The following is a 13977-nucleotide window of genomic DNA, read 5'->3' as shown; positions in this document are numbered from 1 at the left end:
GACGCTCTGCAGACGATTACTTCTCGACGATTTTGAAATTGCCGACGCCGTAGACGTCGTTGCACGGGGTGTTGGGCGCGCACACCGGCTTGCCCAGGAGAGGCGACGGACCGGTGCCGCGCGTGGCCTCCAGCGCGGCCAGCACGGGCAGCGGGAACACCGGGAACACGCCGTCGTTCTGCACGCCGGCGGCGCTGAAGTCGCGCTCGTGCTCGCTCACCAGCACCGCGAACTGGTCGGTGCCGGCCGGCCCGCCCGCGTCCATCGGCCACGAGGCGCGCGGCAGCGAGAGCGTGCCGCCCGCGGTGATCTTGTTGTACTTGTCCAGCAGGTTCGGGAAGAGCAGGAACATCTCGCCACCGCTGGACAGCAGGAACACGTAGACGAACCCCTCCCGCTTGCTGCGGACCTCGAAGGCGAGCCGGTCCTTGCCGATGGCGACCTCGGCTTTCTTCGGCGTGGCCGTCACGTCGAAGCCGGGTGTTGCGCCGGTGGCGAGCGACTGCAGCGACTCGGCCGGCGTGCGCGGCGCCGGAGGGGGAGGCGGTGGTGGTGGAGGCGGGGGCGGTGGGGCCTCGGCGACCTTGGTGTCGGGCGGCGGAGCCGGCGTGGTGCTGACGACCTGCTTGTCGTCTGCACCGCCGCGCCCCTGGAACCACCACCAGCCACCACCGGCTGCTGCCGCGAGCACGGCGATGGAAGCGAGGGCGACGGCGGTCCTGTTGCTGCCGCCACTTCCTCCCCCCTTGTTGCCCGTCGGAGCGGGTGCGGGCGCAGGCGCCTTCGCACCGCCGCCTGCCTTGTCTGCGATGACCGTGGCGGCGTCCGCATTCGTGCCCATCGACGTGCGCGCGCCGGACGACGAAGGCGGCTGCGTGCGCGGCACCGGCGCGATGCTGTGCCCCACCTCCAGGTCGAGCGCCGAGCGCAGTTCCGCCATCGACTGCGGCCGCTGCTCGGGCCGCACGCCCAGCCCCGCGTCGATCGCCTCCAGCAGCCGCGGGCTGTAGCGCTTGCGCAGGATCTCGTTGCCCGCGAGCGGCACATAGCTGTCGGACAGCAGCCGCGCCACCGAAGGCGGCGGCGCGCGGCCGCACACCGCCACGTGCATCACCGCCGCGAGCGCGTACACGTCGGTCCACGCGCCCTGCGACATGTCGGGCATCTCGGCGTACTGCTCGATCGGCGCGTAGCCGGGCTTCAGGATGACCGTGATCGCCTGCGTCTTGTCGGTGATCACGCGGCGCGCGGCGCCGAAGTCCAGCACCACCGGGCGGCCCGAACCTTCGAGCAGGATGATGTTGTCGGGGGCGATGTCGCGGTGATAGCAGTTGGCGTTGTGCATCACCGCCAGCGCCTGGGTCACGCCGTCCATGATGCGGATCAGCCAGGACTCGTCCACGCCGGCGGGGATCGACACCAGGGCCTCACGCAGCGTCTCGCCCCGGTAGAAGGGCATGACCATGTAGGTGGTGCCTTTTTCCTGCCAGAAGCGGTAGACCTTGAGGAGCGACGGGTGGTCGAACTGGGCGAGCAGGCGGGCTTCGTTGATGAAGCTGCGCATGCCGAGGTCGAAGGTTTCGCGGTGCTTCTCCGACAGCGGGATGACCGTGCCGTCCTGCTGCCTCGCCGAGAGCGATGTCGGCAGGTACTCCTTGATCGCCACCACGCGCTCCAGCGTGTGGTCCCAGGCTTCGTAGACGACTCCGAAGCCTCCCTGGCCTATGACTCTTGTAATCTCGAATTCTGCGAGGCGGCTGCCTACGGGGAGGAGGCCGGCTTCCGTTGCGCCGGTGGCGGGGCTTGTTACGGGGTTTGTGCCGGACATGCTCGTGGGGGCACCTGCCGTGATTACCGTGGCGGAGGTGTCGCCTGTCGTCGTGGGCTGCGACGGCGGAGTTGGCTTGGGGACTACGCGGGTGCGGTCGTCTTCGTTGGAGTCGGTCATTGACTGGCTCCTTTTTGGGTTGTGCTTGGGGTTTGTTTCCCGGGGCCGGGTCTCGGCCCGGCGGCCGACTCACTTTCTTTTGCTTCGCCAAAAGAAAGTAAGCAAAGAAAAGGCGACCCCACTGTCTGCGACCCCTTCGCTGCGCTACGGGGCAACCTGCGGTGCTCGCGTTTCGCGGGGTCTCGCCCAAACTCGCTTCGCTCAGACAAGGGCGAGCCCTGATCCGCGAAACGCTGCGCTCCTCGGCGCAGCCAGAGGGGATTGGGGACACGCGGGCCATCGCTGCGCTCGGCCGCGGGTGCCCAGCAGGCGCTTTGCGCCTGCTGGGCTTGGAATGAAGGCGCGTGGTTGTCGAAGCCACCAGAACTGGATACGCCGCCGAGCGAAGCGAAGGCCAGAGTAGGCTGTTCAAGAGCCGAGCGAAGCGATGGCGCGGATCGCTCCCTTCTGGCTGTGCCGAGGAGCGCAGACGTAGGAGGGATAAGGGCCGCAGCTGTTTGAGCGAAGCGAGTTCTGCGGACCCCCTCCGGAGTCGAGCACCGCAGGTTGCCCGCAGCGAAGCGGAGGGACGCAGACAGTAGGGTCGCCTTTTCTTTGCCTACTTTCTTTTGGCGAAGCAAAAGAAAGTAGGTCGCCCGCCGGGGCGAGACCCGGCCTCGGGAAGCAACACGGCAAGAGGCATTCATCTCACCCCTCCTCCGCAAACCCAAGAAACAGCGCATCAAACTGCTCATCCCGAGGCAACCCGGTACTCAACATCCGAATCCCCGCCTCTGTAGAAGGATCACTCAACCAAAGCGAAGCCCCCGCCAGCGGCAGATCAAGCGACTCGACAGCAATAACCCGCTCATCGGACAAAGAAGCCTCTTCGACAAAAAGCCTCTGCAGCACAGCATCGAACCGCACCGCATCCAGATCCCCATCCAGCCCCTCCAACGCAGCCTGCGTCGCATGAGCCCACCACCGCAACGCAGCAGCCAGCGCTTCGCCTCGCAGAGTCCCGGGCGAATCCGCCTCCAGCTCCACCGCGATGGCAAACGGAAAGTACCGCCCCACCCCATCCACGGAAGGCATCAGCACCCCGATCCAGGCTCGGTCGCCAGCCACCTGCCGTCCCAGCGCAAAGCACCAGATAGGCGCCTCCAGATACCGCTCGGTCCAATCCGCCCGGTCCCGCAGCCGCGACATGCCCCGCTGCAGCCACTGGTCCCACACCGCACGGAACGGCTCAGGCAGCCGCCGATGCGCGAAGTCCCCCATGCCCGGCAATTTCCCGAACCACCCGGGCAGCACGGCGGTGGCGGCAAGAAGCGGGGAAGGCTCGATGCTCACAGCCCCTCCGGACATGAGAACTCGCGCAGCTCGCGCAAGCGAATGGGATGCTGCACGCTGTTGGTCGTCACCTCGAAGCGCGTCTTGCGCGCCCCGATCTGGAAGGTGATGAAGAACTTCTCCGGCGCGTCGCCCGCTTCGAGCTGCCCGTCGTCGAGCGCGCGGAACAGGGCCCACGGCCCGTCCACGGCTGCGCCGGAACTGCCGGTGGTCGATGGCGGGCTGACCTGGATGCGCACCTGGTTGCTGCCCTTGGGGCCGGGCCACTGCACGGCCATGGGCACGACGGGGCCGTGCGCGTATTTCACGAGCTGGCCGTCGACGTCGAGGATGAACTGGGTGATGCCCGCGTCCATTTCCACCGGCTTGAAGTCCAGCCGCATCGACGGGCCCCTGCCGCCGCCGCGGAAGAAGATTTCCTTGATGCGCGCGGCGCGCTCGAACTGGGCAATCGCCTGGGTGGTGATGGCGCCGCGCTCGGCCACGGGCTTGTAGCGCCACGGCCGCGTGCTGGTGTCGACGATGGCGGCCAGGCGCTTCTGGAAGAAGTCGTCCATCAGGCCGCCGGGGCCGAACATCTGGCCGAAGTCCTCGGGCAGCACATCGCGCTTGCTGCTCTGCACGAAGGGGTAGCGGCCGGCGATGGCGCGCGCGCAGAACTCGGTGACGGGGCGCAGGTCCTGGCTCAGGTTGCCGCGTTCGGCCACCTGGGCCTGCGCGGCGCCGGCCTGGCTCAGGTTCTCGACCATGGAGCGCACGGGCTCCGGCAGGCGGCCGGCGTCGGACTTGAGCTTGCCGGCCACGTCGCCGGGCGGCGGCGAGGTGCGGCCCTTCACGGCCGTGTCGACGGCGTTGAGGTACACGTACACCTCGTTGAAGAGCTTCAGCGCGTCGTCGATGGGCGCGGGCTGGTTGGGGCCGCCCGCGGTGACGAGGCGGCGCAGCGCCTCGAAGCGGTCGTCCACGATGCTCTCGATGCGCTTGCCCGGAGCCACCTGCCGGCCGGGATCGCCGCCGAACAGGTCTTCCAGGCCCTTGCGGGTGTTGCGCACGGTCTCGGTGGCCTTGCTGACGACGTCCTTGTTGGCGTCGGCGGCGGGGATGAGCGTGGTCTGCTTGACGACGGCGCGCAGGAAGTTGGCGAGCGGCGAATCGACGCCCGAGAGGATGCGCGCGGTCTCGATGTTCTTCTCGAGGCCATTCACTCGGATCAGGCGCACGTCGGCGAGCAGCGCTTCCCACTGCTTGACGTATTCCTCCAGGTAGAGGCGGCGCACGCGGTCGGTCAGCGCGCCGAGCGCGGCGGCGTCGCGCAGGCGGTCGGCGGCGTTGCGGTCCTGTCCGAGCACCCACGGATCTTCGTTGGCGAGCAGGCCGGTGAGCACCACCACCTCGTTCTGGAAGCGCTTGTGGTAGCCGTCGTAGGTGAACATGCCCGGCACGCCCTCGGACAGCGGCTTGCCGCTGATGCGCTCGAACACCAGCGGGCCCGAGGGGCCCGTAGCCGTGGCCACGCTGAAGGCCGGGATGTCCTTGCTGGCGCGCTGGCGCTTGAGGCGGCTGAACACGCGCTGCTCCAGCGGATAGCTCGCGAGCACGGCGCGCACGCTGCGCACCAGGTTCTCGTCCATCTTCAGCGGCGAGCGTGGCGGGCCCTGGGCGATGAGCACGTCGAGCTGGTCTTCGAGCTGCTTGCGCTGGTCTTCCGGAATGCCGCGGTCGAGGTTGCGCGACCAGTCGAGGGTGATCCAGGCCTTCAGCGCCTCGGCGTCGAAGTGCTCGGGCTGGTAGAGCATCAGGTAGCTCTTGAGCGCTTCATACGTGAATTCGAGGTTGTCCTTCTGCGCGGTGCGCAGCTGGTCCTCGATGCGCTTGGCGATCTGCGGCAGGAAGGCGTCGTTCAACGCGCGCTGGTGCGTGAGCATGGCGGCCGCGTCGAGCTTGTCGCCCTGGTAGAGGCCCAGCGTCATCGACAGCGGCTCGTCGCCCTGGCGGTTGTCGGGCGTCTTCCAGATGTCGCGCAGGCTCTGCAGCACGGGCGCCACTTCCACCAGGTTCTGCACGCGCGCGGGCAGCGCCGCGAGGTTCTGCCGGGCGGGCTCCACGCGGGCCTCGACCGACTTCAGGTAGTTCATGTTCTGCAGCGTGCTGTAGCCCCAGGCCGCGAGCAGGCCGACGGTGACGAGCGTCATGGCCGTCACGCCGATCACGCGCAGCGTGTGGCGGCGGCGCTCCAGCTTCACGTCGGCGCCGGCCAGGCGCTGCTCGGGGAACACCACTTCGCGCAGCAGCGAGGTTAAGAAGTAACTGCGCCCGCTGGACTTCTGCGGCGCGAGCATGGCGCGCTCGATGCCGAAGCTGCGCGCCAGGCTGCCCATCACGCGGTCGATGGGGCTGCCCTCCTGCGTGCCGCTGGTGAAGTACACGCCGCGCACCCACGGCGGCTGCGCGAAGCGCGAGCCGGTGAACACCTGCTCCAGCAGGTCCGACAGCAGCGGCCCGATGGAGCCGAACTGCGCCGGAAAGCCGAAGATCGCCGCGCGGCGGTTGCCGTCGGTCTCGCGCTGCATGCGCGCGATGAGGCCGTCGTTCACGCGGTTGTGCAGCAGCGCGAACTCGCGGTTGAAGGCAGCGGAAAGCCCCTTCTCCTCCACCTGCAGGTTCTCGTCGGCTGGCAGCGTGAAGCCGAAGACCTGCGCGCGCTGTTCCTTGCCGAGGTCGTCGAAGTAGTCGGTGAAGCCGTAGAGCAGGTCGCTCTTGGTGACGAGCACGTACACCGGCAGCCGCGTGGTGAGCTTGCCGTCGAGCTCCAGCAGGCGCGCGCGGATCGATGCCGCGAGCTGGGTACGCGCCTCGGGGCCCTGGCTCAGCAGGTCGGCCACGCTGACGGTGAGGAACACGCCGTTGAGCGGCCTGCGCGGGCGCACCTTCTTCAGCAGCCCCAGGAAGCCTTCCCACGCGCTCTTGTCTTCCGACTGGTGGCTGTCCTGCGTGGTGTAGCGCCCGGCGGTGTCGATGAGCACCGCCTCGTCGGTGAACCACCAGTCGCAGTTGCGCGTGCCACCCACGCCGCGGATCGCACCGGGGCCGAACTTCTCGGCCAGCGGGAAGCTCAGGCCAGAGTTGACCAGCGCGGTGGTCTTGCCCGCGCCCGGCGCGCCGATGAACACGTACCAGGGCAGGTCGTAGAGATAGCTGCCGCCCGAGATGGAAAGCCAGTCGCGCCAGCCCGGCTTCTTGCCGGCGGCGTGCATGCGCATCTGCTTGAGAGTGGCGACGGCTTCGCTGAAGCGGGTGTCGAGGATCTTCTGCTCGCCGTTGACCGGCGCATCGGCCTTGGCGGCGGGCGCCTTCATCAAGCCGTCGGTCAGGTGCTGGCTCGCACGGCGGGCGCGCCAGCGGCGGTACAGCGCGCGCAGCACCACGACGAGCACGATGACGCCGATGACGATGGCACGCGTGGTCTCGCTTTCGAGCGGCGCGAGCGAGCCGATCTTCACCAGCGGGCCGATCCACCAGATCAGCAGCGCGACGACGATCAGCGCCAGCAGCGTGAGCAGCAGCGGGCTGAAGAGGAAGCCGAAGATTTTCTTGATCATTTCGTCGCTCCCGTGGCTGGAGCAGCGGCCGGCGCGGCTGCGGGAGCGGTGGCGACGACGCCTTCGGGCCCGGTCAGCAGCACCACTTCCACGCGGCGGTTGCGCGCGCGGTTGGCCGGCGTGTCGTTGGGCGCCACCGGCTCGGCGTCGGCCTTGCCGTCGGCGCGCATGCGCGCGGGGTCGACCAGCGTGGAGAGCGCGCCCTTCACCGCGTCGGCGCGCGCGGCCGACAGGTGCCAGTTCGAGGGATAGCGCAGCGAGCGGATCGGCTGGTTGTCGGAATGGCCGGTGATCAGCACCTCGCCCTTCACCTCGGCCAGCGCCTGGCCGATGCGGCGCAGCACTGGCAGCGACTGCGGCATCGGCTCGGCGCTGCCGGAGCCGAAGAAGGAGTCGCCGCGCAGGCGCACCACGCTGCGGTCGGCCTCGTCGGTCACGGTGACGAGACCCTGCTTCACCTCGGGCTCCAGGAAGCGCGCGAGGCGCGGCGTCTTCGCAGGCAGCGCGGGCGGCGCGATCTGGATGTTGGGCGCGCGCAGGCTGGACACCGCGGCGTACGTGGTGTCGGAGCGGTAGTTGAGCGTGAGCCGCAGCCCGAACCACGCGAGCGCCAGCAGCAGCGCGAAGCCGGCCGCGAACACCCACAGCGGCAGCGACTCGCGCAGCCGCACCGTGCCCGCGCCCTGCCCGCGCCAGTGCGGCGAGAGCTCGGCTTCCACGGGCGGACGGTCCTTCGCGATCAGGTCGGCCAGGCGCTGGCGCACAGAGTCGAGCTGCGCGCGGCCGTTGTCGATCACGCGGTAGCGGCCCTCGAAGCCGAGCGCGAGCACGCTGTAGATCAGCTCCAGCAGCTGGCGGTGCGTGGGCACGTCCTGCGCGAGCTTGGCGAGAAGCTGGAAGACCTTTTCGCCGCCCCATGTCTCGTTGTGGAACTGCACCAGCAGGCTCTGCTTGTTCCATCCGGCCTGCACGCCCCAGGGCGTGTTGGCCACGGCCTCGTCGAGCGCGGTGCACAGCACGTAGCGCGCGGCGAGCACGGATTCATTGCCCACGCCCGCGCGCCTCGCGCTGGCATCGAACTGGTTCACCGCATCGGCGGTCGATGCGCGCAGCGCCGGCACGTTGGGCGGCTGCGCGAGGTTGCGCAGCTTTCCGATCAGCACCAGCAGCTTGCCGGCGGCCGACACCAGCGGGTTGAGCAAGCCGAGTTCGCCGACATCGGCGACCGGCGTCGGATCGGCCCCGCCGAAGAAAGACGCCGCAGCGGGCGCGGCAGGTGTGCCGGCCGGCGTGCGCGGCTTGGGCTTGATGACCGTGCGCTCCGACTCGAAGGCAGCAAAAGGATCGGGAGGTGTGCTCATGATGGCTCCACGCTGACGGTGCCACTGGGGGTCATGCTCGTATCGCCCAGAACTGGAGATCGAGGCCGGGGAAGTCCCCCGCGATGTGCATCGCGATGCCGCCCGACTGCTCGAGCTGCCGCCACAGGTCGCTGTTGCGCGTCTCCAGTTCGAAGTAGCTGGCGCCCGTGTGGAAGGGAATCTGCCTCGGCGCCACCGGCATCGGCGTGAGCGTGACGCCCGGCAGCGCGAGATTCACGAGATCGCGGATGCGCTCGACCGGGCCGATCTTGACCTGCGTGGGAAAGCGCGCGCGCAGCGCCTCGCTGGGCATGCTGGCGCTCACCGCGAGCACGAAGGTGGCCTTGCGCTGCAGCTCCACGTCCGTGACCACCGCCACGCGCACGCCGTGCTTGCGGTCGTGCAGGTCGATGCGGATGGCCGACTGCTCGAACACCATCGACAGGCTGCGGCGCAGATCGTCCATGAGCGGGCGGAAGCTCATGGCGAGGTCGTCGTGGATGTAGGGGCCGAAGCGCGACACGCGGCGCGAGTCGCGAAAGCTCGCGAGGTCGCCCGCCAGCCCCAGCGCATGCTCGAAGAAGTGCTGCGGGTGCAGCATCGCGCTCTTCGCGAGGTGCGCGAAGATGGCCTCGTTGCGATTGACGGCCTGCAGCAGCATGAAGTCGGCGATCTCGGCCACGCCGCCGGTGCCGCCCTGCGTGAGCCGGCCGGCCAGCGCCTCGCCGCGCTGGCGCAGCAGGCCCAGCAGCTCGTCGAGCCAGGCGCGGATGACGGCATGGCCGGCCACGTCGAGCAGCGGCGGCAGCATGGCGCGGTCGAGCTGCACCTGGTTGTCGACGCGGCGCTCCACCACGCGGGCCACGCCGATGGTGGTCCAGGCGTCGGTGGCCTCGCTCGCACGCATCAGGCGCGTGTGGAGCTGGCCCAGCTGCAGCATCGCGGTGCGCTCGCCGGCGGTGTTGGAGTCGGGCACTTCCGACTCGAGCACGCGGTGGCGTACCAGCTCTTCATATTCTTCCGCGTCGGCCTCGCGCGCCCCCGCGCGGCGCAGCGGCAGCGCGAGCACCACGGCCTCGTCGCGCATGGCGGCGGGAATGTCGATGGGCTCGGGCAGCGGGTCGACCGCCGGCATGTCGAAGACGGTGCCGTCGCCGAACACGCCGACCGCGCGCACCAGCGCCAGCTTGCCCAGCGTGAGCGCGGCGGGGTCGATCTCCAGTTCGGCGAAGCCCCATGCGTAGGGCGTCGTGGAACGCAGCAGCACGTGCCGCGCGTGATCGGCATGACGCTCGCTCTGCTGCAGGTGCTGAGGCTGCAACAGCATCCCCTCGCTCCAGACCACTTTTGTTCGCCAACTCATCCGCACTCCGTCAACGGCAAGGGTTGCCTGAAAGAAACACGAAGTTTCCGGCTCGGGGGGCTGGTGGCAAATCCGCCTTAAGGCCTAGCTAATGGCCTAGGCGGGGGTTCTGGAGCTACGGCGAAGGGAGTAGAGATTCGCCCGGCGCGCGGGGCCTGTCCGCTCAGCGCGCGGCGGAACGCAGCGTCTCGACCTGCTCGGCGTAGGTCTTCTCGATGCGCTGCAGCCGCTGCTCGCGCGCGGCCTCGTTGACCCACGACGCCGCCATGGCGTGCTGCCTGCCGAGCTGGCGCTCCAGTAGCGCCTGCGGCAGCAGCGCGCTGTCGTCGGCCGCGACATAGCCGTAGGCCGCGCGCAGGCTCTTGAGCACTTCGCGCTCGGCGTCGCCGCGCGCACCCTTGGCCTTGCCGTAGCCGGTCAGGAAGTTCTGCAGCCGCGCCTGGAACTCTGGCGGGAAGTCGCGCCGCACCACCATCTGCGCGCCGGGTGGCGGCTGCGACTCCCACACCACCTGCAGCCGCTCGGCCTCGATGGGGAACTGCTGGCGGAAGCGCTCGAAGTCGGTGGTGTTGTTGGTGGCCACGTCGGCATCGCCATTCGCCACGGCCAGCGCGGTGGCCTGGTGGGTACCGACGAACTCGCTGCGAAAGCGCGTCTCCATCTCGATGTGGTTCGGCAGGAAGAGCTGGCTCTGCGGCACGATGAAGCCGGTGACGGAGCGGCTGTCGCCGCGCGCGAGCCGCCACTTCTCGGGCTGCGCGAGCAGGCCCTCGAGCGTGTTGAGCGGACCGGCCTTGCGCACCAGCAGTACCGCGCGGTGTTCGGGCAGCCCCGGGTGCCGCGCGATCTGCGCCACCACCTTCATGCGCCGCTGCATCACGGCGTCGAGCGCCATCTTGCCGGAGAGAAAAGCCATGTCGATCTCGTCGCGGCCGATGGCGCGGTCGAGTTCTTCATAAGTCGGCACCGAATACATGCTGACCGGCATGCCGAGCGAACGGCCCATGTCGTTCATGAGCGGAGTCCACAGCGCACGCGACTCGACGGTGCCGCCCAGCGGCAGCACGCCGAAGCGGATCATCCGGATGGCCGGCGAAGAGGCGCCCTTCTCGGCAGGCGAAACGGCGGCCGCGGGCGCCTGCTGGGCCACGGCAGGCAGGACTATGAAGAAGGCCAGCAGCATGGCGGCCGCTCGCCTGAACCTGGCTCCCACGCTCATGGCGACACGTCCTTGAGCACGCTGACCTGGTCGGCGTAGCTGCTCTCGATGCGCTGCAGGCGGGCTTCGCGCGCGGCGTCGTTCACCCATTGCGCGGTCATGGCGTTCTGCTTCGCCAGCTGGTAGGCCAGCCTGGCGGCCGGCTGCAGCGAGCTGTTGTCGGCGGCCACGAAGCCGGCCAGGTCGTGCAGCGACTTCAGCACCACGCGCTCGGCGTCCCCGCGCGGGCCCTTGGCACGGCCGTAGGCGACCAGGAAGGCCTGCACGCGCTTGCGCAGCTCGGGCGTGTATTCGCGCCGCACCACGATCTGCGCGTGCGGGATCAGCTCGGACTCCCACAGCACCTGCAGCCGCTCGGTCTCGGCCGGAAAGCGCGTCTTGAAGCGCTCGAAGTCGGCCGTGTTGTTGGTGGCCACGTCGGCCTCGTTGTTGGCCACGGCCAGCGCGTTGGCCTGGTGGGTGCCCACGATCTCGCTGCGAAAGCGCGTCTCCATCGCGATGTGGTTCGGCAGGAAGAGCTGCAGCTGCGGCACGATGAAGCCCGACACCGACTGCTTCTCGCCGCGCGCGAGCCGCCAGCGATCGGGCTGGTCGAGCAGGTTCTTCAGCGAATTGAAGGGCGGCGCCTTGCGCGACAGCAGCAGTGCCCGGTAGCCGGGCAGGCCGTCGTGGCGCACCACCTGCGCCACCACCTTCATGCGGCGCTGGGTGACGGCGTCGAGCGCCATCTTTCCCGAGAGGAAGGCCATGTCGACCTCGTCGCGCTGGATGGCCTGCTCCAGCGCTTCATATGAATTGACCGACAGCACGCTCACCGGCCGGTTGATGGCGCGGCTGAGCTCGGCCAGCAGGGGGTCCCAGTCGCTGCGCGACTCGAAGGCGCCCCCCAGCGGCAGGATGCCGAAGCGCACCGGGCCGTCCAGCGGATGGCCCTGCGCCGGCGCCGCCAGGGGCAGCACCGCCAGCAGCGCCAAGGCGGCCGCGCGGAGCCAGGCGGCTGGAAACTCGGCGAATCGGCGCATGGAAGCCAGCATTTCTGGAGCGAAAGACATAGGGCCGGCGCGCATCGGCGGGTCTAACATGGCAGCGCGGACGTCATTAAATATCAATTACAAGCATTTTTTGTGATGTTTTACCTAGCTTTCCCGCTCCGGACGGCCCCAATAAGCTCGGCCCCCATGCGTCCGATGCGCCCATGAACTGGAATTTCCGCGTCATCCGAGGCCTGGCCCGCCTGACCTTCGCCCAGCAGCTGATCCTGCTGGCGATGGTGCCAGCGGCCCTGGCCACGCTGGCGGCGATCGCCGTGCTGACGCGCCAGCACCTGGGCAACCTCACCGAGCTGATGCGGGCCAACGCGCAGACCGTGGCACTGCAGGTGGCCACCGTGGCGCAGGCGCCGCTGGCGCGCATGGACCGCCGCGCGCTGGCGCGCACCGCCCAGTCGGGCACCTACCAGCCCAACGTGCAGCAGGTGCAGATCTGGACGGAGGACGGCGAGATCGTCGCCAACTCCGAGACCATCGACCGCGCCCGCGCCGAGGGCCTGCAGGTGGTGGTGCCCATCGTGAGCGACGACGGCCGCCACAACGGCAAGGTGATGGTCGAGATGAGCCTGGCGGCCGTGCAGAGCGCGCGGCGCTCGGTGTGGTTCAACGTGGGGCTGGTGCTGGCGATCAGCCTCTTCGGGGTGGGCCTGGCGGGCTGGTGGGCGGCGCGGCGCATCAGCGAGCCCATCCGCGCGCTGGGCAAGGCGGTCGACCGGCTGGGCGCGGGCGAGGACGCGAGCGTGGCCATCGAGGGCACGGCCGAGGTGCGGCACCTGCAGCAGGGCTTCAACGAGGCCGCGCGCGCGCTCGCCGAGAGCCACCGGCTGCTGCAGAGCCGCATCAACGAGGCCACGGCCGAGCTGGCGCGCAAGAACCAGCTGCTCGAAGTGGCCAGCCAGGCCAAGACCCGGCTGCTGGCAGCCGCCAGCCACGACCTGCGCCAGCCGCTGCATGCGCTCACGCTCTTCTCCGACGGGCTGGCCAACGGCGAGAGCGACCCGGTGAAGCTGCAGCGCATCGGCCACATCCGCGAGTGCGTGGATTCGCTGGACCGCCTCTTCTCCGAGCTGCTGAACCTGTCGCAGCTCGACGCGGGCGTGCTGCAGCCGCAGTGGATCGACTTTCCGCTCGACCGGCTGTTCGAGGAGATCAGCCGCAACTTCCGCCCGGTGGCCGAGCAGCAGGGCCTGCGGCTGGTGGTGCGCAAGACCGACGTGTGGGTGCGCTGCGACTACGTGATGCTCTCGCGCATCCTGAACAACCTGGTGTCGAACTCGCTGCGCCACACCATCGAGGGCGGCGTGCTCATCGGCGCCAGGCGGCGCGGCCGGGGCGTGCGCATCGACGTGGTCGACACCGGCGTGGGCATCGCCGCGCACCACCAGGCGCGGGTGTTCGAGGAGTTCTACCAGGTCGAGCCCGCGAGCCGGCAGGCATCACGCGGCACGCGCGGCATGGGGCTGGGCCTGGCCACGGTGCAGCGGCTGGCCGAGCTGCTCAACACGCGCGTGGAGCTGAGTTCGAAGCTGCACAAGGGCACCTGCGTGCGGGTGCTGGTGCGCTCGGCGCCGGCCGCGCTGCCGGCGCCCGCGGCGTCGCCCGCCGTCGCCGCCATCGAGGAGGAGGAAAGCCTGGCCGGCGTGCGCATCATGGTGATCGACGACGAGCGCACCATCCTCGAGGGCCTGACGGTGGTGCTCTCCAACTGGGGCGCCGAGGTGCTGCCCGCGCAGACCCGCGCCGAGGCGCTGACCATGGCCGACGGCTGGGCGCAGCCGCCCGACGTGGTCATCAGCGACCTGCTGCTGCAGGGCGGCGACAACGGCCTGGACGTGATCGCCGCGCTGGAGCGCCATCCGCGCGGCATCGGCGCGGGCACCGCGCGCCTGCTGGTGACCGGCGAGACCAAGCCCGACCGCCTGCGCGAGGTGGCGAGCGCCGGCATCACGGTGCTCTACAAGCCGGTGTCGCCGCGCGTGCTGCGCCAGGCGATACAGGCGCAGCGTGCGGCGGCGGCGCAGGCGGTGGGGGCATAGGGCCTGCGGTAAGCGCCTGGGTACTCCATCGGGCATAGGCCGTGCGGCCATCGCCGCGTGGAATTCGTCA

Annotated in this window: 8 protein-coding genes; 1 reads left to right on the top strand and 7 read right to left on the bottom strand. The window is 69.5% G+C overall.

Going from position 1 to position 13977, the window contains the following annotated elements; genetic code table 11:
- Positions 1 to 16 precede the first annotated feature (16 nt).
- The 7 genes from ABL844_RS03375 to phnD (ABL844_RS03345) form a co-directional block, all read right to left on the bottom strand.
- Complete coding sequence (locus tag ABL844_RS03375) at positions 17 to 1948, bottom strand: protein kinase domain-containing protein (RefSeq protein WP_418130481.1); 1932 nt, start codon at positions 1946 to 1948, stop codon at positions 17 to 19.
- A 687-nt stretch (positions 1949 to 2635) separates the two neighbouring features.
- The gene (gene tagF, locus ABL844_RS03370) at positions 2636 to 3280 is read right to left on the bottom strand and encodes a type VI secretion system-associated protein TagF (protein WP_418130480.1); all 645 of its coding nucleotides are present in this window, start codon (positions 3278 to 3280) and stop codon (positions 2636 to 2638) included.
- Complete coding sequence (tssM, locus tag ABL844_RS03365; protein WP_418130479.1) at positions 3277 to 6879, bottom strand: type VI secretion system membrane subunit TssM; 3603 nt, start codon at positions 6877 to 6879, stop codon at positions 3277 to 3279. The genes tagF and tssM overlap by 4 nt, the downstream gene beginning before the upstream one ends.
- Positions 6876 to 8240, bottom strand: coding sequence for a DotU family type VI secretion system protein (locus ABL844_RS03360; RefSeq protein ID WP_418118956.1), 1365 nt, complete (start codon positions 8238 to 8240; stop codon positions 6876 to 6878). The genes tssM and ABL844_RS03360 overlap by 4 nt, the downstream gene beginning before the upstream one ends.
- Positions 8241 to 8271: 31 nt before the next feature.
- The gene (gene tssK, locus ABL844_RS03355) at positions 8272 to 9603 is read right to left on the bottom strand and encodes a type VI secretion system baseplate subunit TssK (RefSeq protein WP_184639943.1); all 1332 of its coding nucleotides are present in this window, start codon (positions 9601 to 9603) and stop codon (positions 8272 to 8274) included.
- A gap of 163 nt (positions 9604 to 9766) precedes the next feature.
- Complete coding sequence (gene phnD, locus ABL844_RS03350; RefSeq protein ID WP_418130478.1) at positions 9767 to 10822, bottom strand: phosphate/phosphite/phosphonate ABC transporter substrate-binding protein; 1056 nt, start codon at positions 10820 to 10822, stop codon at positions 9767 to 9769.
- The gene (gene phnD / locus ABL844_RS03345; RefSeq protein ID WP_369662489.1) at positions 10819 to 11856 is read right to left on the bottom strand and encodes a phosphate/phosphite/phosphonate ABC transporter substrate-binding protein; all 1038 of its coding nucleotides are present in this window, start codon (positions 11854 to 11856) and stop codon (positions 10819 to 10821) included. The genes phnD (ABL844_RS03350) and phnD (ABL844_RS03345) overlap by 4 nt, the downstream gene beginning before the upstream one ends.
- A 161-nt stretch (positions 11857 to 12017) precedes the next feature.
- Between phnD (ABL844_RS03345) and ABL844_RS03340 the strand changes: the two genes are divergently transcribed.
- Positions 12018 to 13907, top strand: coding sequence for a hybrid sensor histidine kinase/response regulator (locus tag ABL844_RS03340; protein ID WP_126025713.1), 1890 nt, complete (start codon positions 12018 to 12020; stop codon positions 13905 to 13907).
- Positions 13908 to 13977: the final 70 nt, after the last annotated feature.

This window comes from Variovorax sp. 278MFTsu5.1, assembly GCF_048305045.1.
GTDB lineage: Bacteria > Pseudomonadota > Gammaproteobacteria > Burkholderiales > Burkholderiaceae_C > Variovorax > Variovorax guangxiensis.
The sequence above is the reverse complement of the archived record's forward strand: the minus strand, read 5'-3'. Positions and strand labels throughout refer to the sequence as shown.

Excerpts from the sequence above, each read along its gene's own strand:
- ABL844_RS03375 (WP_418130481.1), bottom strand. The coding sequence starts at position 1,948 with ATGACCGACTCCAACGAAGACGACCGCACCCGCGTAGTCCCCAAGCCA.
- tssM (WP_418130479.1), bottom strand. The coding sequence starts at position 6,879 with ATGATCAAGAAAATCTTCGGCTTCCTCTTCAGCCCGCTGCTGCTCACG.
- ABL844_RS03360 (WP_418118956.1), bottom strand. The coding sequence starts at position 8,240 with ATGAGCACACCTCCCGATCCTTTTGCTGCCTTCGAGTCGGAGCGCACG.
- tssK (WP_184639943.1), bottom strand. The coding sequence starts at position 9,603 with ATGAGTTGGCGAACAAAAGTGGTCTGGAGCGAGGGGATGCTGTTGCAG.
- phnD (WP_418130478.1), bottom strand. The coding sequence starts at position 10,822 with ATGAGCGTGGGAGCCAGGTTCAGGCGAGCGGCCGCCATGCTGCTGGCC.
- phnD (WP_369662489.1), bottom strand. The coding sequence starts at position 11,856 with ATGCTGGCTTCCATGCGCCGATTCGCCGAGTTTCCAGCCGCCTGGCTC.
- ABL844_RS03340 (WP_126025713.1), top strand. The coding sequence starts at position 12,018 with ATGAACTGGAATTTCCGCGTCATCCGAGGCCTGGCCCGCCTGACCTTC.